General features: G+C 40.8%; 25 protein-coding genes. 6 read left to right on the forward strand and 19 right to left on the reverse strand.

The features are described from left to right. Nucleotides 1–175 precede the first annotated feature (175 nt). Nucleotides 176–1,537, forward strand: coding sequence for a peptidoglycan synthetase (locus IPJ86_11150; GenBank protein MBK7887818.1), 1,362 nt, complete (start codon nt 176–178; stop codon nt 1,535–1,537). A gap of 246 nt (nt 1,538–1,783) precedes the next feature. Here the strand turns inward: IPJ86_11150 and IPJ86_11155 are convergent, their stop codons facing one another. The 3 genes from IPJ86_11155 to rho form a co-directional block, all read right to left on the reverse strand. Next, entirely contained in the window at nt 1,784–2,098 is a 315-nt protein-coding gene (locus tag IPJ86_11155) for a type II toxin-antitoxin system RelE/ParE family toxin (GenBank protein MBK7887819.1), read from the reverse strand. After that, the gene (locus IPJ86_11160; protein ID MBK7887820.1) at nt 2,092–2,322 is read right to left on the reverse strand and encodes a hypothetical protein; all 231 of its coding nucleotides are present in this window, start codon (nt 2,320–2,322) and stop codon (nt 2,092–2,094) included. Before IPJ86_11160 ends, IPJ86_11155 begins: the two co-directional genes overlap by 7 nt. 233 nt (nt 2,323–2,555) lie before the next feature. Beyond that, on the reverse strand, nt 2,556–4,319 hold the full coding sequence (gene rho, locus IPJ86_11165) for a transcription termination factor Rho (protein ID MBK7887821.1): 1,764 nt from the start codon (nt 4,317–4,319) through the stop codon (nt 2,556–2,558). Between the two features lie 260 nt (nt 4,320–4,579). Between rho and IPJ86_11170 the strand changes: the two genes are divergently transcribed. Beyond that, nucleotides 4,580–5,062: a DUF4293 domain-containing protein gene (locus tag IPJ86_11170; GenBank protein ID MBK7887822.1), complete on the forward strand. Its 483-nt coding sequence runs from the start codon at nt 4,580–4,582 to the stop codon at nt 5,060–5,062. Here the strand turns inward: IPJ86_11170 and IPJ86_11175 are convergent. The 10 genes from IPJ86_11175 to IPJ86_11220 all read right to left on the reverse strand — a co-directional run bounded on the left by IPJ86_11175 (nt 5,054) and on the right by IPJ86_11220 (nt 13,995). Further along, nucleotides 5,054–5,557: a metallophosphoesterase family protein gene (locus IPJ86_11175; protein MBK7887823.1), complete on the reverse strand. Its 504-nt coding sequence runs from the start codon at nt 5,555–5,557 to the stop codon at nt 5,054–5,056. The two genes, IPJ86_11170 and IPJ86_11175, sit on opposite strands and share 9 nt — an antisense overlap. A gap of 72 nt (nt 5,558–5,629) precedes the next feature. After that, nucleotides 5,630–6,397, reverse strand: coding sequence for a tetratricopeptide repeat protein (locus IPJ86_11180; GenBank protein MBK7887824.1), 768 nt, complete (start codon nt 6,395–6,397; stop codon nt 5,630–5,632). Continuing rightward, nucleotides 6,394–8,247, reverse strand: a complete 1,854-nt coding sequence (locus tag IPJ86_11185) for a protein BatD (GenBank protein ID MBK7887825.1) — start codon at nt 8,245–8,247, stop codon at nt 6,394–6,396. Before IPJ86_11185 ends, IPJ86_11180 begins: the two co-directional genes overlap by 4 nt. Before the next feature lie 86 nt (nt 8,248–8,333). Next, the gene (locus tag IPJ86_11190) at nt 8,334–8,846 is read right to left on the reverse strand and encodes a phosphoribosyltransferase (protein MBK7887826.1); all 513 of its coding nucleotides are present in this window, start codon (nt 8,844–8,846) and stop codon (nt 8,334–8,336) included. Nucleotide 8,847: 1 nt separating this feature from the next. Beyond that, nucleotides 8,848–9,405, reverse strand: coding sequence for a C40 family peptidase (locus IPJ86_11195; protein MBK7887827.1), 558 nt, complete (start codon nt 9,403–9,405; stop codon nt 8,848–8,850). A gap of 25 nt (nt 9,406–9,430) precedes the next feature. Further along, nucleotides 9,431–10,006 (reverse strand): methyltransferase domain-containing protein, encoded by a 576-nt coding sequence (locus IPJ86_11200; protein ID MBK7887828.1) that lies wholly within the window; start codon nt 10,004–10,006, stop codon nt 9,431–9,433. Nucleotides 10,007–10,398: 392 nt separating this feature from the next. Further along, a complete protein-coding gene (locus tag IPJ86_11205) occupies nt 10,399–11,289 on the reverse strand; it encodes a diacylglycerol kinase family lipid kinase (GenBank protein ID MBK7887829.1) in 891 nt (296 codons plus the stop codon). Continuing rightward, nucleotides 11,286–12,521: an LTA synthase family protein gene (locus tag IPJ86_11210; GenBank protein MBK7887830.1), complete on the reverse strand. Its 1,236-nt coding sequence runs from the start codon at nt 12,519–12,521 to the stop codon at nt 11,286–11,288. The genes IPJ86_11205 and IPJ86_11210 overlap by 4 nt, the downstream gene beginning before the upstream one ends. An 83-nt stretch (nt 12,522–12,604) precedes the next feature. Further along, the gene (locus tag IPJ86_11215) at nt 12,605–13,114 is read right to left on the reverse strand and encodes a hypothetical protein (protein ID MBK7887831.1); all 510 of its coding nucleotides are present in this window, start codon (nt 13,112–13,114) and stop codon (nt 12,605–12,607) included. Between the two features lie 212 nt (nt 13,115–13,326). Further along, nucleotides 13,327–13,995 carry a DUF5011 domain-containing protein gene (locus IPJ86_11220; GenBank protein ID MBK7887832.1) on the reverse strand — a complete coding sequence of 223 codons (669 nt, stop codon included), beginning with the start codon at nt 13,993–13,995 and terminating at the stop codon, nt 13,327–13,329. Between the two features lie 82 nt (nt 13,996–14,077). On the opposite strand from IPJ86_11220, the gene IPJ86_11225 reads away from it, so the two are divergent. Both IPJ86_11225 and IPJ86_11230 read left to right on the forward strand, forming a co-directional pair. Continuing rightward, nucleotides 14,078–14,458 carry a hypothetical protein gene (locus IPJ86_11225; protein ID MBK7887833.1) on the forward strand — a complete coding sequence of 127 codons (381 nt, stop codon included), beginning with the start codon at nt 14,078–14,080 and terminating at the stop codon, nt 14,456–14,458. 60 nt (nt 14,459–14,518) lie between these two features. Further along, nucleotides 14,519–14,740 (forward strand): hypothetical protein, encoded by a 222-nt coding sequence (locus IPJ86_11230; GenBank protein MBK7887834.1) that lies wholly within the window; start codon nt 14,519–14,521, stop codon nt 14,738–14,740. Nucleotides 14,741–14,822: 82 nt separating this feature from the next. Here IPJ86_11230 and IPJ86_11235 read toward each other — a convergent pair whose 3' ends face one another. From IPJ86_11235 to IPJ86_11250, 4 genes are all read right to left on the reverse strand, one after another. Further along, nucleotides 14,823–16,178: a PhoH family protein gene (locus IPJ86_11235; GenBank protein ID MBK7887835.1), complete on the reverse strand. Its 1,356-nt coding sequence runs from the start codon at nt 16,176–16,178 to the stop codon at nt 14,823–14,825. 144 nt (nt 16,179–16,322) lie between these two features. Beyond that, on the reverse strand, nt 16,323–16,970 hold the full coding sequence (locus tag IPJ86_11240) for a response regulator transcription factor (protein MBK7887836.1): 648 nt from the start codon (nt 16,968–16,970) through the stop codon (nt 16,323–16,325). Next, entirely contained in the window at nt 16,967–17,728 is a 762-nt protein-coding gene (locus IPJ86_11245; protein ID MBK7887837.1) for a sensor histidine kinase, read from the reverse strand. Before IPJ86_11245 ends, IPJ86_11240 begins: the two co-directional genes overlap by 4 nt. A gap of 630 nt (nt 17,729–18,358) precedes the next feature. Next, a complete protein-coding gene (locus IPJ86_11250; GenBank protein MBK7887838.1) occupies nt 18,359–18,652 on the reverse strand; it encodes a hypothetical protein in 294 nt (97 codons plus the stop codon). A gap of 283 nt (nt 18,653–18,935) precedes the next feature. Between IPJ86_11250 and IPJ86_11255 the strand changes: the two genes are divergently transcribed. Both IPJ86_11255 and IPJ86_11260 read left to right on the forward strand, forming a co-directional pair. After that, nucleotides 18,936–20,996 carry a BatA domain-containing protein gene (locus IPJ86_11255; GenBank protein ID MBK7887839.1) on the forward strand — a complete coding sequence of 687 codons (2,061 nt, stop codon included), beginning with the start codon at nt 18,936–18,938 and terminating at the stop codon, nt 20,994–20,996. Beyond that, nucleotides 20,993–22,258, forward strand: a complete 1,266-nt coding sequence (locus IPJ86_11260) for a dihydroorotase (GenBank protein MBK7887840.1) — start codon at nt 20,993–20,995, stop codon at nt 22,256–22,258. The genes IPJ86_11255 and IPJ86_11260 overlap by 4 nt, the downstream gene beginning before the upstream one ends. A gap of 246 nt (nt 22,259–22,504) precedes the next feature. On the opposite strand, the gene IPJ86_11265 is transcribed toward IPJ86_11260, so the two are convergent. Together IPJ86_11265 and IPJ86_11270 are read right to left on the reverse strand one after the other, a co-directional pair. Beyond that, entirely contained in the window at nt 22,505–23,002 is a 498-nt protein-coding gene (locus IPJ86_11265) for a hypothetical protein (GenBank protein MBK7887841.1), read from the reverse strand. Between the two features lie 300 nt (nt 23,003–23,302). Continuing rightward, nucleotides 23,303–23,926 (reverse strand): hypothetical protein, encoded by a 624-nt coding sequence (locus tag IPJ86_11270; protein MBK7887842.1) that lies wholly within the window; start codon nt 23,924–23,926, stop codon nt 23,303–23,305. Nucleotides 23,927–23,953 lie beyond the last annotated feature (27 nt).

Consider the following 23,953-nt stretch of genomic DNA (forward strand, 5'->3'; position numbering starts at 1 on the left):
AGGCACACTTCCCCCGCGTCCCCTGGGCCTTCCCCGAGTCGTGATGTCGACCCCCGCGCCTGTCTACCGAAGCCTCGGCGCAGGCAGGTTTAAACTAACAATTATTTTGTAAATAAAATTCTCAAACGTAGTCGAATGTGCCCGGTTTCCTTTAAAACAATATTTTTGTCGCATGATGAAGGTCCATTTCATAGCTATTGGCGGTGCTGCCATGCATAATCTCGCCCTGGCGTTACAACATAAAGGGTATCAGGTTTCGGGTTCAGATGATGAGATCAACGAGCCGTCAAAGAGTCGATTGGAGAAAGCCGGATTGTTGCCTTCGGAGATGGGATGGTTTCCGGAAAAGATCCACAGCGGACTCGATGCCGTTATTCTGGGGATGCATGCCCGGGCCGAGAATCCTGAATTGTTGCGCGCAAAAGAACTGGGCGTTCCGGTGTTTTCCTATCCGGAGTATCTCTACGAGCAGTCGAAGAGTAAGCGTCGTTTTGTCGTTGGCGGGAGTCACGGCAAGACCAGTATTACCGCTATGATCCTTCATGTGCTGAATTACCATCAGATGGATTTCGATTACATGGTCGGCTCCCAACTGGATGGCTTCGAGCGGATGGTACGACTTTCTGAATCAGCACCGATTATCATTCTGGAAGGAGATGAATATTTATCATCACCCATTGATCGCCGACCGAAATTTCATCTCTATAAAGCCGATGTGGCACTGTTGAGTGGAATAGCCTGGGATCATATCAATGTGTTTCCCACTTTTGATAATTATGTGGAGCAGTTTCGGATATACGTCAACGGTATACCCGAAAACGGACGATTAATCTATTGTGTTGAAGATCCGGAGGTAAAGAAAGTATGTGAATCAGCCGGGCCGGTGCGGCATAAATCGTCATATGGTGTACCACAGCACCGCATCGTGGATGGGACTACAATTCTCGAAACTTCTCAAGGTGATGTTACTCTGCAGATTTTCGGGACGCATAACCTGATGAATCTCGAAGGCGCAAGAATGATGTGCAATGAAGCGGGCATAACCGATAAGCAGTTTTTAGAAGCTATCGGAACATTTAAGGGAGCAGCGCGCCGGTTGGAATTAATAGCACGAACAGATAAGCTGATAGTCTTTAAAGACTTTGCACATTCGCCCTCTAAGTTGAAAGCAACGACGGATGCTGTGAAGACACAATTTAGCGGCCGTCGCCTGGTTGCCTGTATGGAGTTGCATACATTTTCGAGTCTGAATGCCACCTATCTCGACGAGTATAAAGATGCCATGAAGCTGGCCGATGTGGCCGTTGTATATTTTAATCCACAAACCATTGCACATAAAAAACTGGAGGCTATTTCTGCGGATCAGGTAAAGAAGGCTTTTGGACGTGATGATTTGCTGGTGATGAACGCCTCCGCTGACGTACGAAATTTCCTCGAACAACAGGATTTTAAAAAGGATGTATTGTTATTGATGAGCTCCGGAAATTTTGATGGGATTGACCTGAACGCGTTTGGGAAGGAGTTGGCTGGAAGGTGAGGTTGCTGATTCGTTAAAATTTGAAAATCGTATTTTTTAGTATTTCGTTTATATTGTGGAAAGACAAGAGTTGTTGATTTGCGTGGATTAGAATTGTGTATAGGTGAAAATTTGAGACTGCAGATGAATTTTATCAGATGAACCCCTCACAATTGAATAGTAAATTTTCGCTATCAGTGAGCGATTAATAAATGAATTGACTGTAAGGGAAAAGTCAAACTAAACAGGGAAAATCTAAAATCGTATTTAATACCCTAAAGGTTCTCTGCCAGTATGTCTTATTCTCAGTATTCGGATTTCATGTTTGTCCAACCTGATCTGATAGGTTATCCGGAAACTAAATATTACAAATGCTCTGAAATTATTATCTGGAGGATATTTAAGTTTGTCTGCTTCGAAAATTAATGGATTTGACTTGATTGCTTTTATTCGATCAAGAATAGCAGCTTTAACTATTTTAGGAGCTTGATTGCTCTGTGTTTCAAGATGAGCTAAAATTTCCTTGAATTGATCGAGAGCGTTTCGGTCCCAAACCAGTTTGAAGGAAGTTGGCTTCACCATTTTGACAGCTCTTTTACAGCCTCCTTGTGTGAAACAGATTTTCCTTTATCAATGCGTGCAACAGCTTCGGTCAGTTCTTTATTGTATTGTTTTCTTGTTACTCGTTTGCTATCCATGTCAATATTTAAAAAGCTTTTTATCATCTCTAAAACAAGCACCTGTTGTTTGTTGGATAAGAGGGGAAGATAATTGTCTACTTGTTTTTTTATTGCTGCAGTAGTCATAGTTCATTTGTTATAAGTAACAAATTTAAGGAAATCATCTGTATTTTTTACATAAATAACCTTCACGTCTCCTAATTTGAAGGATGGAAGTAGTTGCCCTCTGATGGATCCTGATTTCCATTTTGAAATGAGAATTAAGAGCTCTTCAGAATATCTCAGGGAATAAACCGGACTGTCATATAGCCCCAATCTTAAAATAAATAGCCCCGGAATTAAGGCCGGGGCTATTTCATCTACGAGTTCATCGATACAAGAAACTCCTCATTCGATTTCGTACCGCGCATTCGATCGAGAAGGAAATCCATCGCTTCGAGGGGATTCATATCGGCCAGGTGGTTACGAAGCACCCACATCTTTTGAAGCATCTCACGATCCAGTAATAAATCATCGCGTCGCGTACTGGATCCCACCAGATCAATAGCAGGGAAAACGCGTTTGTTCGCGAGCTTGCGATCCAATTGCAATTCCATGTTACCGGTTCCTTTAAATTCTTCGAAGATAACTTCGTCCATTTTGGAACCGGTGTCGATGAGTGCTGTTGCTAATATCGTGAGTGAGCCACCGTTTTCAATTTTACGTGCAGCACCGAAAAAGCGTTTTGGTTTTTGAAGTGCATTGGCTTCCACACCTCCCGATAAAACTTTTCCGGATGCCGGAGCTACGGTATTATAAGCACGGGCTAGTCGTGTGATAGAGTCCAGTAAGATGCAAACATCATGTCCGCATTCCACCAGGCGCTTTGCTTTTTCAAGTACGATATTGGCGATTTTCACATGACGGTCAGCAGGTTCATCAAAGGTGGAAGAAACCACTTCTGCACGGACACTGCGCGCCATATCGGTCACCTCTTCCGGACGTTCATCAATCAGGAGAATGATGAGATACACTTCCGGATGATTGGCAGCAATCGCATTCGCCACTTCTTTCAATAAAACTGTTTTTCCTGTTTTAGGCTGCGCCACGATGAGTCCACGCTGACCTTTTCCGATAGGCGTGAACATATCGATAACACGGGTAGAATAATTACCCATGCCATATACAAGGTCGAATTTTTCATGTGCAAAGAGCGGAGTCAGGAAGTCAAAAGGCACCCGGTCGCGAACGATTTCGGGTGACAAGCCATTGATAGTGTCAATCTTTACCAATGGAAAATATTTTTCTCCTTCTCGCGGTGCACGAACAGAACAACGAACGGTATCACCCGCCTTCAATCCATATTGTTTAACCTGAATCTGAGAAACGATAATATCATCGGGAGAGGGTAAATAATTATAGTCGGAAGAGCGAAGGAAGCCGACACCTTCAGGCATCAGTTCCAATACACCTTCTGCAATTACTGCATTTCCGAAATCAAAAATTGGTTCAGTGGAAGCGATAGGTTTGCGTTCACGAATCGGCATCTCACGGGCAGGAGTAGGGTAAGCCATCGGCTCGCGACTGGGGGCTCTGAAAGGCTCTGCAGATCTTTCTGCCGGTGGAAATGGATTGGCTTCCGCACGCATGCCATCCGACTCTCTGATGGGTAATTCCTGCTGAAAAGATTTCCGGGGTGCTTTTTCGCTGCTCACAGAATGAGGCTGGTACACCGGTCCGGATGCTTTTTCAATTTCCTCATCAGAACGTTGAGGAATAATTCGCTGCCGTTTCGGACGGTTGGGATCGTTATCCGCATCCGCTGAAGATGGGGAAGGTGCAGGTGCAGCCTTTGGTGTTTTAGCCGGGGCTGGTGTAGCCTTTGCTGCAGGAGCGGGTGCAGGAGTGGCTGCTTTTTCCTTTGCTTTAGAAGTGGCTCTCGGTTTTTTTACAGACTCTGTTTTTTCAGGGATTTCAATACCTAAAGCTCCAAAATTGATTTCAGGATTTAAGGCCTGATGATCAAGGATGCGATAAACCAGATCCTGCTTTTTTAAACTTTCGAAATTTTCGATACTCAGCTTACGGGCAATATCTTTCAATTCCGGTAAGAGTTTTTCATTCAGTTGAATGATGTCAAACATGTAAATATGTTATTGGGGTGAATACACAAACGAATAAACCTGAACGATCAGGTAAAGGTGGTAAGGGTTTTGGGGGAACTTCGACGAAACCTGCCGATTTCTTTTTTTTGTAATCTTTTTTGACAAAAACTGCGTTACAAACGCAATTACACTGCAATAATACAATTAAAACGTTAATCCGGCAAGTTTTGTTCTCTTTTTCTTACATTGTTTTTTATCAACAAGGTTATGCACATCTTTGCAGTAAGAAAATTTAGTCAATGATTCAGCGAATTCAAACTATCTATCTGTCCCTGACCGCTATTTGTGGCCTCCTCATGTACTTTTTCCCTTTTGTGAGTCTGGTGCCTGCAAATGCCTCTGCCGAGCCGGTGATCTACCATTTATCAGCGTTGGAAGTGAATGTAATAACTAACGGTACTTCAAACGTGTTGATGCGTCTTTGGCCGGTAGTGGTGCTGAATGCATTGACGATCTCTTTTGCCGTATTTACTATCCTTCAGTTTAAAAGTCGTGTGAAACAAATCCGATTTACCCACTTTTTGCTGATCCTTCAGTTAATTCAGATTGTATTTATTGTATTTGATGTAGAAAAGTTGAGCAACGTGGCAGGAGAAGGGCATATGATAACTTTCGGCGTGTTTAGTGTGCTTCCGGCATTGCAGCTTTTGTTTACGCGATTGGCTACAGGTGCAATAAAAAAGGATGAGGCATTGGTGCGTTCTGCCGATCGTTTACGCTGATTTACTTCTTTCGCCCAGTTCTATGACATCCAGTTCTTTCATCTTCCCCGAATCAATTTTAAATCTGATCAAGGTCCGTACCTTATGAAAACCGTGTATGCCGGCCGCACCCGGATTAATATGTAAATGATTCGCTCCATCTCTAACCACTTTTAAAAGATGGCTATGTCCGCAGATCAATACATCCGCCGGAAATTTGCCGAGTAAATTTTTTACCTGTGGATTGTATTTTCCGGGATTACCGGCTATATGAATCATCAGCACTTTTAATCCCTCGCAGTTGAAATACTGGTGTTCGGGAAAAGTGATTCTCACTTTATCATCATCAATATTTCCGTAAACTGCTTTCAATGGCTTCAGTCGACTGATCTGATCTGCCACAGAAATGTTTCCAATATCGCCGGCATGCCAGACTTCATCGGCTTCACTAACATGTCGCAGGATGCTTTCATCTATATAACCATGTGTGTCGGAAAGAAGAAGTATTTTTTTCATCGGATGAAACGAAGATAGATGAAAAGTAATAGCATGAAAAAGTGAATTTATGAAACGTGTTGGAAAGCGGGATTATATTTTTTCAATAGCATCTTTTTCTATCCAACCCACATTTCCATTGGCGATTTTAATTTGCTTCCAATCCTTTTGATCATCAATGATAATTACTTTGGTCCCTTCATGCAACATGAACAATTTAGTGCTTTTAACATCAGGCGAACTTCTGATATAGGAGGTGCTTGCCATGATAATAGCTTCATTCTTTCCGTAGATGGCGCGATGAGAAGAGTAGGAGAGGTAAAAGATTGCCATGGAAATAAAAAGAAGGGTTAATGTACATAAGAACGCATTTCTTTTACCATTTGCTGTAGCGGCAAAGAGGTATCCGATACCGGCAAATAAAGTGATCCATATCAAAGAGATAGCAATAATACTCCAGGTGCCGGGAGAAAAAGTATGAATTAATGATTGCCACCAGCGCTGATAAAATAAAATCGGAACGGGTTCAATTTTATCAACCGTCGAATTATAGGCCATCCGTAAATTGAAAATAACATCTTCGTCCCCGGGATTTATCGTGCGTGCGCGTTCGTAATTTAATATGGCTTTTGAGAGATCGTTTTCTTTAAAATAGCTGTTTCCAAGATTGAAGTATACTTCGGCTGCAGTATTTCCATCTGCAAGAATTTTTTCATAAGTAAGGATGGCTTCTTTGTAATTCTTTTCGCTATACAGTCCATTCGCTTTACTGAATAAACTCTGCGGATTCATTTCTTCCTTGCCGAAGCTGTTGAAGAAGCAAAGAAAGAAAATGACACTTATTGCTAAATACTTTCTCATGCTTTTATTTTTTCTTCAATTCCGGTGATCACTTTTGCCGCACTCGCATATACCGTTTCTGCTTTTATTCCCATGGCGGATCCTGCATAACGCGCCATCTCACATTCATCAATATTTCTGTTGAACAATTGAATGAGTTCTTCAGGAACATTTTTTCCGGCCAATATTTCCGAAACTTTTTCTTTGTTTAATGCTGCTTGAGGAATCAGAAATTTATCCCCGATGTATCCCCACAATGCTTTTAAAATTTCTTCGAAGACGAGTTCTTCTTTTGGAGTGCCCAAATGCTTTTTCGCAAGAGAAAGTCTTTTGGTTGCTACTCCTGTGGCATTGCGCATGCGCAGTTGAGTAGTGTTTCCAAGCATTTTTTCCCTCCTTCTTATAAAAAAGGTGAAGGCGCCGAATATCAAAAATGGACTAATGCTAAATACATAAAACAGTGGACTGCCAAAGGATATATTTACGCTTTCCTTAAAATCCGGCGGGTTACTTTTTATATAACGGATATCATTTCCTAAAATCCGGAAGTCACTTTTCTCGGTGCGTCCCGGTGAGATCGTCGCTTGCGTCCCAGTCCCCTTTTCAACTTTTAAAATAAAAGGTCCGGCCTTTTTTGAAACGTATTGTTTTTTGGATAAACTATAATAGGAAAAAGACAATTGTGGAATTTCATATTCTCCTTCCAGGCGTGGAATGATCAGGTAATCGATGACTTTCGTGCCACTTACTCCTCCTGCACTTGCTTTAAAATTTTCTGTGATCTTTGGATCATAACTTTCCAGATCCGAGGGAAGTTCAAGATCCTGTACGTCGGCGAGTTTAAGATTGCCATTGCCGGAAATTTTGATGCGAAGGTTGACGGCTTCATTCGCCTTCGTTTGATTCTTGTCCAGCTTCACATCAAAGTTCAATTCACCTACCGCCCCCTTGAAATCAGCAGGAGCATTGGGAGGTAATTCTCTGACATTTATTTTAACAGGATCACTTTTGAAAGAATGTTTGATGTCCTTCACACCGCCCATCCCAAAGAAAGGGTCATTGAAAATACTGAAAGGGTCATTGGAGCGCTGTGCGTTTACTTTCACTCTTACTAAACATTCCAATTCCATCTGATCAATCGTTAGCGTTCCGCTCTGTTGTGGGAAAAGAATGATCTTTTTAATTTCCCAAACCGTATAACGATTGCCGTCTAAAACTTCAGTAGTGCGTTCAAGCGTTTTCGGAAGTTCAATATCCTGATTCCAGAATCCATCAAAAGAAGGCATTTTAGGAACAGCAAAATCAAGTACGTTCACATTGCTGTAAAGTTTAAAAGTAACCAGTAGTCCTTCTCCCTTATATACACTTGATTTATTCACTATCGCTTTGACAAATATATTTTTGCTCCCGATGATATTACTTTCCTGACGCTGCTTATCATCTTTTCCGGCCTGAGGTTGTCCGCTACCTTTGGTTACAGTCAGCTGTATAACGTTGGAGGCTATCCGATTTCCCTCAAATTCAATTGTTGCCGGACCAATTTTAAAATTTCCTACTGCCTTAGGTTGCAGGTAATAGGAAAAACTCATAGACTGCGAAAAATTTCCATTGATAAATTGCATGCTTGTACTCTGATTAGGACCTGAAAGTACAGCGAAGTCTTTCAGGTCAGGACCTTGAAATGAACGGCCTGCCGCATTAAACGTAAAGGTGATTTGGAATTGTTCGCCTAAACCAACACTCGACTTCGTGGCAGTTGCTGCCAAAAAAGGAGCTTGTGCAGCAGCCGGAAGTAAGTAACCAAACAGCAGGACGAACAAAACCGGTATCCTCCGTCCCGGTAACCACATTTTCAGATTATAGATTTTCATTGTTGATTACTGCGAAGCCGCAAAGTAAACGCATGTAAAATGATTTTTTTTTGAATTTAACTAATTATTAACGGGAAACAGATTTCCTACTCGAGGTACACAGCTTCTTTGCCGGGCGTAAAATCAACACGTATATGTTCCTGTAAAGTGGTGCTTAGTGTAATGCCAACATAATCTGCTTCTACCGGATAGCGTTTATGATCCCTGTCGACCAATAAGACGGTTCTTATTTTACGCATATCCGCATCTAGAAATGGGCGGAGACTGTAAATCAATGTTTTGCCTGAATTGAGCACATCGTCCACCACAATCACTACTTTGTTCTTCAGGGATTGTTTACTCATGGCCGGCTCCATTCCAACTTTGGTAGGATTTTCCTTATCAACTTCTATTTCAATAAGTTCTGTTTTAATTGGACAAATTTTAGTCAATGCTGCCTGCAAGCGTTCGGCAACAACAAAACCACTCTTCGCAATGCCTGCTATGATGAGGTCCTGCTGCTCGAAATTATCTTCATACACCTGATAGGCAAGTCGGTCAATGCGTTGTTGAATTTGTCGGCTATTGAGCAATAAAGTTGTAGGTTTCCCTTTTCCCATATTAGTTATTTTCTTCTGCCTCTGCCAGATTTTCTCTTAATCTACCGGCCCCGGCAAACCGTCGCTTATAATATTCTTCATTCAGATCGCTGATGATGACTCCTCTTGATGTACTGGAGTGTACAAATTTATTATCTCCCAGATATAAGCCGATATGTGAAATTCTTCTCTTGCGGGTATTAAAGAAGACCAGATCCCCTTCCTTAAGATCATCCCGCGTGATTTTATTGATCAGACTATATATTTCAGCCGAATTTCTTGCACCTAATTTTTTTCCATAAACCCGATCACAAAGCACATTCACGAATCCCGAACAATCAATGCCCCTGTCACAATTTCCTGCATATTTATACGGTGTACCCAACCAGTTCACGAGGGTATCATACAGCAGGAGATTACTTTCCTTTGAAAGCGTTAAGCCCGTTTCCTGATTTAAATAATTGATTTTATAGGAATAAAGAAAGTCATTTTCAGGTATGTACGAAGCATTTCCCGGTTGAGCGTTACTCCTGAAAGTCAGGAGTAATAGAATGAGCAGAAATGGGAGACGAAGTGTCATGGCTACGAAAATAGTTAATCGGGCCTTATGGTTTGATCAGGTTGATAAAGAGTTCTTTACCGGCCCGGGGTGCAATCGAGTTATAACAGGCTTCCATCTTATGTATAATGAATTTCTTATCGAAATATTGCCTGTACTCGGATTCCTCCCCTCCAAATGGCGGACCTTCCTGTTCAAAACTACAATTGAAAAGTAATCCAACGAGTCGACCACCCGGCTTGAGCAAACGCTCCATTTTTTCTGCATACGCACGTCTTAATTCCGGAGAAAGCGCGCAGAAAAATGTTTGTTCAATGATCAGATCGTAGTGGCCTTCATGATTGAAAAAGTCATCATGTATTAAATTCTCCTGCGGGAAGTCCGGATTCTTTGACCTGAATTCAAGCAGAGGATCCGAAGCATAATCAAGAATTTTTACCTTCCTGAATCCGGATTGAAAAAGATAGGATCCCTCATACGCATTCCCGCATCCCGGAATTAAAATATCGATATCCTGATTGGTCAACGTATCAATAAACTCTTTCAGCGGTGTAGATGGAGATCCGATATCCCAACCTGTTGCTCCATTACGGTATCTGTTTTCCCAATAGTTCGCGTCCATGTAATTGTTATTTTATTTTTCTTAAATATAATTAATTGCATTCATCAAATTTTTTGCTTCCGGCTTCCGGCTTCCGGCTTCCGGCTTCCGGCTATCGGCTTTCGGCTTTCGGCTTCCCGCTACCTGCTACCTGCTTCCGGCTACCGGCTTCCGGCATACTGTTTAGTAACACAATGAACTTGGACTAAAAATCATTTTCATCATCTGTTCCCCACACAATTGATTTAACTTTGATCTTCATTTAATTTAACCAATTTAATTTAATGCATCTTCAAATCAACCAATTTTCAAATCGCGAGGCTTCGCGATCAAATCATTACACTATTGATTTAACTTTTATCTTCATTCCATTTAACCAATTTAATTTAACACATCTTCAAATCAGCCAATTTTCAAATTTTCAAATCATTTTGTGGCATAAATACGAGTAAGGATAGTGGATTTATTTTCACATCAATACTGCTAATTGGCGAGTGTGCTTCTCCATCCACATGTAAATGTACCGGCCTGTCAGCAACCGCTTGAAACGATTTACATTTATAGGATTTCAAATAATTGCTTTCTTTTAAACTTCCATTGAACAATCTATAGAACAACTCCGGCATTTGTAACAATGGCGGTTTTCTCACAGTGACAATATCCATATAGCCATCATTTAGTTCAGCCAATGGGGCAATGATGGCGGCATTCCCAAATTGTGAAGCATTGGCGATAACGAGCATATGTCCATCTGTGGAGATGGTTTTATTATCAATCCTTAGTTGAAACCGGATGGAGGGGTATTTGAAATATTCGCTTAAGGCGATGCGGGTATAATTGCTGAGTCCCCGCTTTCCTTCCTGATTGAATCGCCATGCTACAAATCCATCGAATCCGAGTCCGGAAACATTTAATCCAAAATGATTGTTGATGGAAAGGGTATCGATTTTCCTGATTTCTGCAGGTGCAATTTGTCGTAAACAGGTTTGAAATTTTAAGGAATAGCCGAGATGTCTTGCTAAACCATTTCCGGATCCTGAAGGAATTATGCCCAGTGCTGTTGACGTATTCACCAGCCGTGCGGCGATCTCATTGACCGTTCCATCTCCACCCACCGCGATAACACCAGCATAATTTAACCGCACTGCTTCTTCTGCCAAAACTGCTGCATGTCCTGCGTATTCGGTGGTTTGCGTATCCACTTCATATTGCCCGATGAGTGGTGAACTATCTATCAGTTTAGCGATAGTGGGTGCAAGGCCATGTCCGGCAATCGGGTTAATGAGGACGCGTAATCTCTTCATGGTTTAACAAGCTGATTGTGGATAAGAGAGTAGCGGTATTGCTGCAAGATGGCTTTGAGGAAATTTTCCATCTCCGGAACTGCTGCTGATTCTTTTCTGATAAGATTCTTTTTTAAATAAATATCTTCTCTGCTGTAAAGATGTGTGCTTTCTTGTCCGTCAAATAAGAGGATGTATTGATCCGTGATCAACTGCCAGGAGTTATTGGAATAATTAACGGACCATCCTTTTTCTGAATCAAATAAATTTCTTCCGAAACTACTGTATTTGCCACTATAATTCAACAGATGTAAAACCGACGGCAGGATGTCACATTGCTGAGCCGTTTCAAGATGTACTTTATATTTTTCTTCACCCGGAATGATAAATAGCAATGGGATATGATAAGCGCCTAAACGATTGGCGCTATATGCTGTTCCGGCCGGACCGCTATGATCGGAAGTAATGACGAAAATGGTGTTGTTATACCAACTTTGTTGACTGGCTTCCCGGAAGAAATCGGCGAGGGCTGCATCTGCATAAGCCATGCCTTGTTCAATAGGAGGAGTAGTCAAATCTATTCTATTTTGATAGGAGGCAGGTACTTTGTAAGGATGATGTGAAGAGATGGAAAAGAAGGCGGCATGAAAAGGTGGCTTCCAGGAATTCAACTGACGAATCATGAACGAAAAATAGCTATGGTCAAAAATTCCCCAGTGACCATCGTAATCTTTTAGATCTCCGTCAAATTCATTTTTTCCAAAATACTTTTCATATCCTGCAAGTCGGGTAAAATTATCAAAGCCCATGGTGCCATTGTTACCTCCATGAAAAAATCCGGAACGGTACCCCAGCGGTTTCAACAAAGAAGCAAGGCTGTTGATTTTATTGACATTGTAGGCGGAATTTATAAAAGGCTGATCCATTAACGCAGGAAGAGATGTTATCACTGCCGGAATTCCTTCTATGGATCGTTTCGCATTGGCAAAAGTATTGGGAAAAGAGATCGTGTTTCGGAGCAATGAATCAAAGAATGGGGTTGTGTTCTTTCCGGGATAGTAATAACTGATGTGTTCAAAGGAAAAACTTTCCATAGTAATCAACACCACATTATACGGACGAAATGCGGAATCTGATTTACTATCAAAGTGAACCGGAAGTAGGTCATTGGCCTGATTCAAACTCATAAAATCCGGTTCTGCTAATAACTGATCATTCCATGATTTTATAATCGTATAAGGAGTATTCAGCACGAGTGGTATAGATGCTGAGGGAACCAGCTTTGCAGCAGTTTGAACAGAAAGCGGTTTAAGTTGAATTCCTCCCCGGAAACCAATTACACTAATTCCGGCAAAAAGAAGAATAAGAGGATGTGAACAGAAATATTGAAAAAACCGGGACCGGATTTCAATTTTATGGCAATTTCTTTTCTGATTTTTTTTTCAAAGATGATTAGACCGGAAATCATCAGCAGCCAAAGGAGCAGGAGGTACCAATAATCCAACAGGTATTGTGGCAAGTTATTGGAAACATCATCTCCGCCCATTATAAAACCGAAAATATCAGCAGTACTTCGTTTTTGTATAAAACTAAACCATGCCGTATCGATTAAATTAAAAAGGAGCGCCAGAGCGTTTATAAAAATGGAAATAAAAGATATAAATAGTTGATAAAGTGAGTTGTATTGATACTTGCCGTGATAAAGATGCAATACCACGACCAATGAATTCAGAATAAATATCGCGGTGATATCGTATCTGATTCCGGCGAGCAACACCGGAAGAAACTCTCCATTATAGGTGGAAGGATTCACGAACAAGAAGGCTAAACGACTAATTTGAAACATTAACAGGGTAAAAGTTAGCCTTTTAAGGAGCAATATATAATTAAACCATTTAGCCGGAAACATGATTCAAAGGTAATAAAGTATAGTATTTCTTTCTTGTCACAAATTAATGAACCCTATTTACATCTTTCAATGAAAGGAATTATTGAAAATTTTAAAGGCCGTCCTATCTATTATAGGGCGGCCTTTAATTCTAATTTAGTATGTTAATACTATTTGGTATAAGCTCCAGTACAAGTAACGGATGTTCCATTAGTTACTTCAGTATAGGTAATAGACATAGAAAACACACCCCCGACATTGCTGTAAGTACCGTTTCCGCTGAACTGACGGTTTGCTGCAGGAGCCTGACCACAAACTACATTTTGAGTAGGGATGTTTACCGTTCCACCACTAATATTGATATCAGCATAAACAGCACCATTCAAATAATTTGCGAATCTTGTAAACAATACTCGTCCGTTTTGAACATCAGAATAAGAAATTGTGTCAATGTAGGTAGATGGCCCCCCACCGCAAACCTCAGAAACATTCCAAGTTCCTGCTATATTATTGGGAGTCAAGCTATTTTGAACAGTAACATTACGAGATTCTGATGCTGAATTTCCAGCATCATCCGTAACTGAATAGGTAACAACGTATTCTCCGGCTGTATTTTCATCCAAATCACTCAGATCTACGGATACTCTAGATGTAATATCTCCATCTTCATTATCACTCGCTGAATATCCCGGGTCAACAAATGCTTCTCCGATGTTTAAAGTAACATTAATTGGAGCGGTTAATGAAATTACTGGAGCTTCGGTGTCATCTTTACTGCAACCGGTTATAAATAAGAAGGTAGTGGCTAACAAGCCAACAATAAATAGTGCTTTTTTCATGATTTTTTTAATGCTTTAATTTGAAGGGCAAATTTAGGAAATAAATTAGTTTTATTTTTTTATTTGTTTACCAAATTTAATTATGAATACATTTGTACCACTAATAATAAAACACATCATGAAAAAGCTTGTTTATTTAATGTCTGCTGTTGCCATTTCTTTGGTTACATCTTGCGGACCGAGCGCCGAAGAAAAGGCAGCAGAAGAAAAACGAATTCAGGACTCTATTGCTGCGGTTGAAGCGCATGTTCAAGACAGCATTGCTCAAGTAGAGACTGCACGTCAAGATAGTATTATGGCCTCGCAGAAAGCTGCTGAAGATTCTCTTCGAATGAAGGCAATGGAAGATTCATTGGCTCAGGTTAGTGCTAAATTGAAAAAGGCAACTACACCAAAAGCTACACCAAAACCTAAGACCCCTACTAAACCTGAAGAGTGGAAGGCAGGTCAGGGAAAGGGCTAATTTTGACCTACAATGTTTGAAAGAAATCAACCATTTATAAATCTAACCTAATCATCAACCATGAGAAAAGTATTATTTATTGCTTTAATTGCCGGCTTAACCAGTCTTACCTCTTGCGGACCTAGCGCCGATGAGAAAGCTGCAGAAGCTAAACGTGTTCAGGATTCCACAGACGCTGCTGATGCTGCTATGAAAGCTGCTGAAGAAGCGGCGATGGCTGCAATGGCTGCAGATACAACAGTTGCTGTTGATACTGTTGCTGCTCCTGCTCCGGCAAATTAAAAAAAACAAGTATTTACAGAAAAAGGCTCTATCATGGAGCCTTTTTCTGTTTGTACAGTTTTGTGTTTTTAAAAAATACGGCCTATAGTAAATGACCTGCCAGATTAGATAATTCACTTCTTTCTCCTTTTTCGAGGGTAATATGGGAATACAATTCCTGATCCTTCATCTTGTCAATGATGGCACTCAACCCATTGCTATGTGAATCGAGGTAGGGAGTATCGATCTGGAAAATATCTCCCGTGAAAATAATTTTTGTCCCTTCTCCCGCTCTCGTGATAATGGTTTTTACTTCATGCGGTGTCAGATTTTGCGCCTCATCAATGATAAAACAGATATTACTCAAACTTCTCCCTCTTATATAGGCCAGTGGAGTGATATGCAGTTTTTCATTTTCCACCATGTCGTTGATTTTCTGAAATTCCTTATCCGTTTCCTTGTACTGACTTTGTATGAATTTCAGGTTGTCCCATAAGGGCTCCATGTACGGGTTAATCTTGGATTTAATATCTCCCGGCAAATAGCCGATGTCCTTATTACTGAGAGGGACAATCGGTCGGGCCAGATAAATCTGCCGGTACCTGCTCTTTTGTTCCAGTGCAGAAGCCAACGCCAGTAATGTCTTTCCCGATCCTGCAACACCCATTACCGTAGAGAGCAAAATATTTGGATTTAATACAGAGTGAATGGCAAAGGCTTGCTCTGCATTGCGCGGACGAATTCCTGCCGCCGGCTCTTTCACTATCCTTTCAATTCTATCCGTGTGTGGATTGTACCAGGCCAATGCCGAACTGGTTTCTGTTTTACTTCTTAAGATGAAATAGTGGTTCTTTATCGGACGAACTTTAACAACATCCTTCCAGGCACACCAGCCATCCTGGTAGATTTTGTCAATGACTTTCTTTGTTGTGTTTTCAATGATGGACTTCCCTGTATAAAGGTCTTTGATGTCCTTCACCTTTCCGGTTTCATAATCCTCTGAAGCCAGGTTCAGGGAGCGGGCTTTCAGGCGAAGGTTGATGTCCTTACTGACCAGAACCACACGACGTCCGGGATTTTCTTCCTGCACACTTAACGCGGCATTGATGATACGATGGTCTGCTTTTCGTTCGCCAAAAACAATATCTGCATCAATAGTGCTGCTTTTTTCATGCATCAGCACTTTGAACTTTCCTTTTGTGGGTCCATTTAGCGGTATCCAATCCTGCAGTGAGAAACTCGCAGAGAGGCGATCGATAGACCTGATAAATTCTCTTGCTTCGTAATTGATGACATCATTCCCTTTTTTGAAGCGATCTATTTCTTCGAGGACGGTGATAGGAATGGCAACATCATGTTCTTTAAAATTAAAGAAAGCATTGTGATCAAAAAGTATCGCTGACGTGTCAAGGACAAATATTTTACGGTCTTTATTTTTAATGGCGGGGGCCTTAGGCATAGAGGGGTGAGGGTTTCTCCGAATTTAACGGAGGATTAAACCCAACTGTACTCAGCTATCGAAAAGTTAATCTACATACGGGTGTTAATAACCCTAAATCTAAAATGCTGAAAGAGAAAAGATAGTGAGAATGCAGCTCAAAAATCAGAACCAGCCTTGTTTCAGTGCGTATTTCATAAGGCCTACCACATTCTTGGAACCGGTTTTTGCAAATAGTGATTTTCGGTAAGTCTTGACCGTATTTTCCGAAATATTCAATTTATCAGCGATTTCCTGAGAGCTGTATTCTTCGTAGATAAGTTTAATGATGACTTTCTCCCGTTCATGCAATTCGCTGATATCTAATCCCGGTTCCTTATGCATAAATTCTGCTGAACGGTAAAGCATCTTTCCAACTAACTCCGGGGAGAAAAACATTTTCCCGTCCATTACGCTGGAAATAGAAAGTTCCAGTTCCGGCTTGGTTACACTTTTGAGCAGATAGCCCTTTGCACCAATATCCAGCATGAGTTCAATATGCCATTTATCTTCGAATGAAGTGATGGCAATGATTTTAATGTCCGGTTTTTTTTGAAGCAATTGTGTTGCGCATTCTATTCCATTTAAAACCGGCATATGAATATCCAGCAGCACAAGATCAATAGCCTTTACATCACAAAACTGAAGTACTTCTTGTCCATTATTGGCTTCGTAAATTTCATTGATAAAAGAGCAATCACTCAATGCAGTTTTTAAACCTTGCCTGAATAAGGGATGGTCGTCTGCTATCAATAGGTTGATGGGGTTTTTCATAGATATTGAAAGCCGTCAATAGGTATTGTTATCACCGCTTCGAAACCATCTCCGGTATTCTCCTTAATTTGCACTTTACCATGCAGATGTTCCGCTCTCGTATTGATATTAGAGAGGCCCATTCCTTTTTTTTCATTTTCATTCAATAACCCTTTTCCGTTATCATGATAGCGAAGGCTGATCGTTTTATTGTCATTAATGAAAGAAAGGTGGATCTCGGTTGCACCTGAATGTTTTAGGGTGTTATTTACAAGTTCCTGAATCATTCGAAAGATATTTAGTTCGGCAAAATAGGGGAGGCGACCTTCCATATTTTCTGTGTTAAAAATAAATCTTTTGTTATAAACGGTTTCAATATTATACTGAAGTTTATCCAGCTCATAAATTAATCCGTAACGTTCCAGATCATAGGGGACAAGATTTCTGCTGATGATGCGTACATCCTGACTGATCTCTTCAATAAGTTGTTGAATTTGTTTTGATTTTTCGACATGCTCTCCGCTTATTTTACCTGAAAGTGATTCATGTTCCAGACGTAAAGCTGAAATTTTCGCACCTAAACCATCATGAAGATCCATCGCCAATCGTTCTCTTTCCCCTTCCTGAGCCTTTAACATAGCCTGAAGCAATTCAGAACGGCGATTAATGTTTGTCAGATTGTTCTTATACACTATATAGAGTAAAAATAGGGCAAGACTCAGAAAAGCAATACAAAGGAAGATAATTACTGAAGTGAAGTGGATGGTTTGGGCAAACACCGGAAGGCCTTTAATAAGAGTAAGGTGGTTAATATATGTACAATAATATGAAAATTCGACATCATGTTCGTAATCTGCGGCCCCGCTGATTGCGTAATTCCCATTGTAGTGAGAAGAATGGTACTTACCGAATAATAAATAAGGAAGGAGGCCGAAATCCAGAACTGCGGTAAATGCACCACGGGTGTATAACTCTCTAAACTCAGTTTATACAGGTAGATAATGTTAACAAATAATACAATAATTCCCCGAGCAGAACCGAATAGTCAGCAAAGGCGGAATAAAAACCAGTAATAAATATATTCTCAAATAACCAAAATAAAAAAAAGGCAGCGGACAGGTAGTGAATTAAATTCGAAAACTTGGAAGGGCTGATCCAGCTGCCTATTAAAAAGAGTACAAGGGGTGTTTCAACTAAAGTAAAGAGGTTATAACTGATAATGTTTGATTTGAAATAATGTATGGTGACTAGAGAACTAATATCGGCTATCAAACTTGCTATAAGAAGCATTACTAATAATTGCAATTTTGAATCTTTAATTTCCTGCCATAATAATACACCGGTTAATAAAACAATCAGTGTGGTGGCGGTTAATGCATAGACCATTGCGTATTTATATTTGTTCCTGATTATAAGCCACTATTCTGGTCACAGTTTGCAGGACACCGTGAGGCATGATTCATCACTACGTCGGTGATATCTCTCCCTTCACTATTTGTGGCCACCAGCACCGCTTGCAAAGATCCATCAGGTTCTCTTCCTAAATATACGCGTAAACCTGCAACATCGTCCTGAGCAAACAGTTCGGTAATGGCACTTCGTTCAAATTTGAACGCTCTAATTGTTTCATCGGATACAGAATCTCTATACCTTGAGGTAAGTGTTTTGGCATCGTTTAATTTGATACTATGTTGGTCCGGCATATTTTTATTTTTTTCAAAGTAATGCTGACTTTTTAACTAAAACAATAGCGCAACTCATTTTCATCCTAAAGGGTGTGAAATTTCATCCTAAAGGGCGATTCTCTCACCCTAAAGGGCGAATTCTCTCACCCTAAAGGGTGAAAGAAAGTATCCCTGAAGTTGAAATCTGAAGCAGTATGCCCTCCGTTTTCGGCTGAAATAGAGAATAATTTTGACCTTTAATGAAATTTTGAAGAGCTTATTGGCCAGCAATTGCCTATTTTTGCGAAGAAGCTATCAAACTGTGATTCATTTCCTGGCACCTCAATATCTCTACGGACTCCTGCTCCTTGCCATTCCGGTTATTATTCATTTATTTAACTTTAGAAGATATAAGAAAGTCCTTTTTACCAATGTTCGCTTTCTTCAGGAACTCAAAGAGGAAACCTCCCGTGTTAGCAAATTAAAGCATCTCCTCATCTTGTTATCACGGTTGCTGGCATTGCTCTTTTTAATACTGGCATTTGCTCAGCCATTTATTCCTTCCGGTCAGGCAGCGCAAGGCAGAACGGATGAGCCGGTTTCTGTGTTTATTGATAATTCATTCAGCATGGATGCGGTTTCCAGTCAGGGTACATTGCTGGAGATGGCCCGTCTGAAAGCAAGGGAAGTGATCCGTTCTTACCCGGCCTCTACACGTTTTCAGGTGCTGACCAACGACTTTGAAGCCTTTCAGCAGCGGTTGATTAGCAGAGATGATGCAGTGGATGAAGTGGACCGTATTAAATTATCTCCCGTCAGCCGTCGTTTGAGTGAAGTGGTGTTAAGGCAGAAGGAAGCTTTTAGTTCGGCATCGTCCGCCAACGGTACTTCATATATTATCAGTGACTTTCAGAAAAGCACGGCGGACTTTAATGTAGTAAAACAGGATTCGTCGCTGAATATTACCTTAGTGGCATTGCCGCTGCAGGAAACGGCCAACGTATTTATTGATTCCTGCTGGTTGAGTAGTCCGGTCGTTCAAATCAATCAGCCCGCTGAATTAAGCGTCAGAATACGGAACAGCAGTGAGAAAGATGCGGAAAATGTGCCGGTACGTTTGCTGTTAAATGGTTCACAAAAGGCAGTGGCCTCTCTGAGCATCCCCTCCGGCCAATCTGTGAGTACAACCTTTAGTTTTACCATAAGTCAGCCGGGTTGGCAGAAAGCGGAACTCAGCATCACGGATCACCCGATTACTTTTGACGATAGCTATTTCTTTTCTTTTGAAGTCAGAGAGAAATTGAATGTGCTCGCTGTTTACGAGGGGAATCCTTCGCCTTATCTCCCCGCCTTGTTCAGCAATGATCCTTATTTCAATTACAGTAGCTCAGGCATTGGCAATGTGGATTATTCCGGATTTGCAAAGCAGGATCTGATTGTGGTGGATGACATCTCCACTTTTTCCAGTGGACTTTCAGATGAACTCAAAAAATATATCGATGCCGGTGGTTCCCTATGTCTGTTTCCGGATTCGGCAGCTGAACTAAATTCCTGGCGGTTGTTTTTGAATTTAGTAGGTGCGGATGGCATCACCGGATTGAATACGAATGCCGATAAAGTGGTGCAGGTGGAGATGCAACATCCATTGTTTGATGGAGTTTTTGATCCCCAAAAAATGAAGGAAGGCAAGATAGATTACCCTTCCGCGATGAAGTATTTTGAGTTGGCCACGGTCTCGCAAAGCAGGAAACAAGTGCTGATGAAGTTACAGGGAGGCGCTTCGTTCCTTTCCTATTATCCGGCAGGACGTGGGAATGTTTATCTTTTTGCTGTACCACTGAGTCCGGGTTTCAGTAACCTCTCCCGTCATGCCATCTTCGCTCCCTTGTTATATAGAATGGCTGTGCTGAGTGTAAAACCTTTTGCATTTGCCAACACGCTGGGACGTACGGAGCCCATTGTTTTGAATACTGCTCCTCCGGGTGGTGATGAAGTTTTTCATTTGGTAAATAAGAAGTTGAATTCCGACATCATTCCTGGTGTGAAAATGATGAATAGTGGTTTGCTGATTGATGTGGGTGAAGAAATAACATCGTCCGGACACTTTGAACTGATGAAGGGAAATGTGGTGAATGCCGTGTTGGCTTTCAATTTTGACAGGAACGAATCATTGATGACATTTTTTACAGAGGATGAAATCAGTCAGGAGCTTTCCAATGCCGGCCTCAGCAATTGGACCCTCCTGAAGTCGACGGTGCAGGATGTCGGGAAAACATTATCCGTGTTAAACAAAGGATTTTCACTCTGGAAATATGCCATTGTCCTCGCGTTATTATTTTTACTGATGGAAACATTACTCATTAGATTCTGGAAAACTGCATGAACGTACTCATCAAGAATGTAAAAATCAACGACCCTGCCTCAGGTTTGAATGGTAAAACAGGAGATGTGTTGATTCAAAATGGCCGCTATCATAGCTTCGGTAAATCGCTGAAGGCAGAGAAAAATGTGCGCGTGATTGATGGTGACGGTGGAGTGCTGAGTCCGGGTTGGTTTGATATGCGCGTGTATTTTAAAGAGCCGGGAGAAGAACAGAAGGAGACTATACGGACAGGACAAGATGCCGCCGCGAAGGGTGGATTTACCGGAGTCCTCTTAATGCCTTCTACTCATCCTCCCTTGCAATCGAATGCTGATATTTCCTTCGTGAAGCGGCAGGCGATGGATCATCCGGTAGAGGTGTATCCCGCGGGTGTGTTGACCGAGAACAGAGAAGGAAAAGATCTTTCCGGAATGTATGATATGAAGCTCAGCGGTGCTGTTGCCTTTACAGATGATAAAAGAGCGGTTTCCAATGCCGGAGTGATGTTACGCGCGATGCAGTATGCAGGAAACGTGGGTGCACCGGTGATTGCTTACGCGGATGATGCAGGACTGACCGCTAAGTTGCAAACGAATGAAAGTCCTGTCACCACCCTGCTTGGTTTTAAAGGGATGCCTGCCATTGCAGAGGAGATGGCGATACAAAGAGATTGCAGTCTTGTAGCCTATTCAGGACAAAAATTACATATTAGCGGAGTAAGTACAAAGGAGGCGGTTGCTGCCCTGCGCGAAGCGAAGAAAAATAAATTGCCGGTAACAGCAGAAGTATACGTGTATCATCTCTTACTCGATGATACCGGACTCAATAGTTTCGACAGTAACTTTAAAGTGAAGCCACCCTTGCGTGCACCCGAGGATGGCATTGCATTACGAAAGGCGGTATTGGACGGAACCATTGATGTGGTCTGCAGTGATCATTGTCCGGAAGATCTGGAGTCGAAAGATGTGGAGTTCGATTATGCGGCAAACGGCATGATCGGTCTGGAGAGTTTTTATGGTGTACTTCAGGAATCTTTTAAAGGAAAATTAAATGATGAACGATTGTATGATTTACTGGTGCTGAATCCACGAAAAATATTAGGGCTGGAAGTGCCATCCATTCAGGAGGGAACTACAGCAAATTTCACGATCTATCATCCATCACTCAAATGGAAGTTTACAAAGGACGGCATTGCCTCAAAATCCGTTAACACCCCTTTTTTAGAGAAAGAATTTACCGGGAAAGTGTTGGCTTGTGGGAATGGTGGGGTAGTGGTGGGGTGAGAGGGAATAGTTGGCTTGTTGTTTTTCAATCATTTTCCATTGAAAGCATTTCTAAAAGGCCTCCGGAAAAATAAGGTTTTGCATCTACCCGGAGGTTGAGATTTTTACCACAATATTTGATTTGAAAAACTAAAGATTGATAAACAATAATTCCGATAGCTATCGCGATGTCTTTGGAGCACAGCTTGCCAGGCTATAGAGGGAAAAACCCGCTTTTTGGATAGGAACTGCTATATCGAGTGGTTCTCACTTTTCCAATTTTTTAAATTTCCTTTGTCTTTCTTCACGTTCTAATAAAATTAATTTATTTTCAGTCAGCTCGACAACTTTATCTGTGATTATTTCATAATACTCTCCATTTTCATCTTGCTTAGCGTGTCCATGGTCAATTAGATATTTTGCAGCTAAACTGTATGGTTTTTCGTAATACAAAAAATGTATAATGGCATTTTTTTCTATGTCAAAATACCATTTACCATTGTCTGTGTTTGCTGGTGTAAACTGTTTAGAATAAGTTCCGTCAGCTCTATAAGTTAATAAAGGACCTTTAGGAATTTCAAAGCCATATTCGTTTTTAATTGTGTCAACCTTGTTGTTATAGTTGTCACGAAGCTCAACAAAATCCCATGACCCTATTAATTCTTTTTTTAAACTATCTACTTTTTCAGTTTGTCCAAATAATGGGAAACTTACAGTAAATGTCAATAGCAAGTAAATTCCCTTTTTGAAGATCATTTTTGTCATAGTGCTATTTCTTTGTAGTTTTAAAGTAGGGTAAAACGCGTCCCCGGCCTTGCCACCGTGTCAGCTTTCCGGGATAATAAAGATAGGGGAGGGTGTGCATATAACCAAATTACTTCGGATGACTTTAACACGCGCCCAATAAACCCCGAAGTGAAATATTGGGAGTTCCGAGGTCTTTTAGGGGTATGGCGGCAAGGACGCGTTAGTGACAGTTTATACGTCAATCATAGTTCAAAGGAGGTAGGATAAAGGATTTCTTTTTATTATCCATTTCAAATATTCCAATAGCACCATGTCGATTCATTTCATCCATAATATTTTTTTCAATTTAGATTCAACAGGATGATTTGAGTAAACGGCCGATACCAAACCATTAGTATCAACTTTGAACTTAAGATTAATATTTTTAGGACTTAAACCTGCATTCATTAAAAGTTGTTTTATTGAATCTCGTCGTCCTTCGTACTTCGAGTGGTTGGAATTTAACCTAAGAAAGTGAATTAAATGTAGTTCTACAAGAGGCTCTCCAAAATCAATAACTGTTAAACTTTCTGGTGATGTTCCAGTAAGATTGAAATATTCAATTTTATGAGATTTGTAAAAGGAATCTAAAGTAATGTTTTGTCCATATTTTGATGTTAATAAACTATCCATTCTCTTTTCGTAGCAAGCCATGATAAAATTTTCTCGATTACTTTCACGATAAGTTTCTATTTGAAAATCTGCAAATAACAAGCTATCATATATTGATCCAGTGATATTCTCCGCTGATAGCTTAAGCTTTTTCTTATGAAAATCCACTAGAGCCTTTTTTTCTTGCAAAATGCAAAGAGAATCATTTTCCAAAATAATATATTTTACCTCTTGTTGATTTTGACAAGAGATAGTACTAAGGATCAAGAAAAAAAACACAAGTATTTTCATGAATTGTCAATAACGTTCGCGGCTTTG

Source organism: Bacteroidota bacterium, assembly GCA_016713925.1.
GTDB lineage: Bacteria > Bacteroidota > Bacteroidia > AKYH767-A > OLB10 > JAJTFW01.